The sequence below is a fragment of the Pseudomonas sp. P5_A2_2 genome, from assembly GCF_054177685.1.
This window is the reverse complement of record NZ_JBGCUL010001136.1, coordinates 1-1340: the sequence shown is the minus strand read 5'-3', so window position 1 is coordinate 1340 and position 1340 is coordinate 1. Positions and strand designations below refer to the sequence as shown.

At 57.2% G+C, this 1340-nt stretch carries 2 protein-coding genes; one reads left to right on the top strand and one right to left on the bottom strand.

What is annotated here, in order from left to right; genetic code table 11:
• Positions 1-744, bottom strand: a 744-nt coding sequence (locus ACXRVY_RS29490; RefSeq protein ID WP_458239017.1) for a LysR family transcriptional regulator, incomplete at its 3' end; no start/stop codon positions are given.
• 184 nt (positions 745-928) lie between these two features.
• On the opposite strand from ACXRVY_RS29490, the gene ACXRVY_RS29485 reads away from it, so the two are divergent.
• Positions 929-1340: MFS transporter (locus ACXRVY_RS29485; RefSeq protein ID WP_458239016.1), on the top strand; the 412-nt coding region annotated here is incomplete at its 3' end.

The window sequence follows — 1340 nt, the reverse complement described above, 5'->3', positions numbered from 1 at the left end:
GCCATATTGACCATCAATTACCACCATACCGGGTTCCAGATCTCCCAGCGGTAGCGCGGTGACGGCAAGCCCCGCCAATACCGCCGCCCGCAATCCTTGTTGACTTGGAGAGGTAAAGGCGACCCGCCAATTCACGGTGGAACTCGCCAATGCCTCTACGGCCACCTGGCGGTGTACGCAGGGCGCTGGTGCAAACGCCAGTGGCAAAGGGCAATCGCCGGTAAAGTCGAAACTCTGCGCCGCGGCCCAGACAAACCGGGTTTCGCGCAGCACGGTACCGCCAACCTGACTGCCCGGCAATGCCATGATCACGGCCAGATCGAGCCCATCGGCATCGACCAGCGCGCGCAGGTCTAGGTAGGTGCCGACGGTTACATCAAGACGTACGGCGGGAAATTGTCTGGCGAACCGAGTCAGTAACGGCGGCAGGCCATCGCCGATAAAGTTTTCTGGCACACCGAAGCGCACGGCCCCGGATACCGATGACGCTTCGAAACGCCGGGAGAGGGCGTCTTGTGCTCTGAGGACGTGTTCGGCATGGCGCAGAAAATCTTCGCCATCTTCTGTCAGCGTCAACCGTCGGGTGGTGCGCACCAGTAGCGCGGTACCGGCCTGTTCTTCCAAACGCCGGATCTGATGACTGATTGCTGACTGGCTCAAATGCTGCCGCTCTGCGGCACGAGTGAAACTACCGGTCTCCTTGATCGCGACAAAGGCACGCAACAGCGCTGGGTCGAAGTCCATTTAGTCGACTCATGATGAATATTAATAAAACTTACGAAATTAAATCATTTCTGTCATTTTTTTATTACTTCCAGAATGCGGCCGGTCACTTGGAGTTATGTCTGGTGACGCTGGTCAGGCAATCGCACCAACTCCCCTTGGGGCGGCCTTGCCAGTGCCCATCAACTTGATCTGGAAGATCACGATGCCGTTCTCTTCTTCGCAAAAAGATGTTTTCACAATAGCCGCCGTTTGTTTGGCCTCGCTGATGTTCGGCCTGGAAATCTCGAGCGTGCCGGCCATCCTGCCGACGCTTGAATCGGTTCTGCACAGCGATTTCAACGATATGCAGTGGATCATGAATGCCTACACCATCGCCTGCACCATGGTGCTGATGGCCACCGGCACACTGGCGGATCGGTATGGGCGCAAGCGAGTGTTTGTCATTAGCCTGGTGCTTTTTGGCATTACCTCACTGGCCTGTGGATGGGCGCAAAGCGCCAGCGTGTTGATCGCCAGCCGATTTCTGCAAGGCATGTCCGGTGGTGCCATGCTGATCTGTCAGGTGGCAGTGCTGTCTCACCGATTCCAGTCGGGAACTGCGCGCGGTAAAGCGT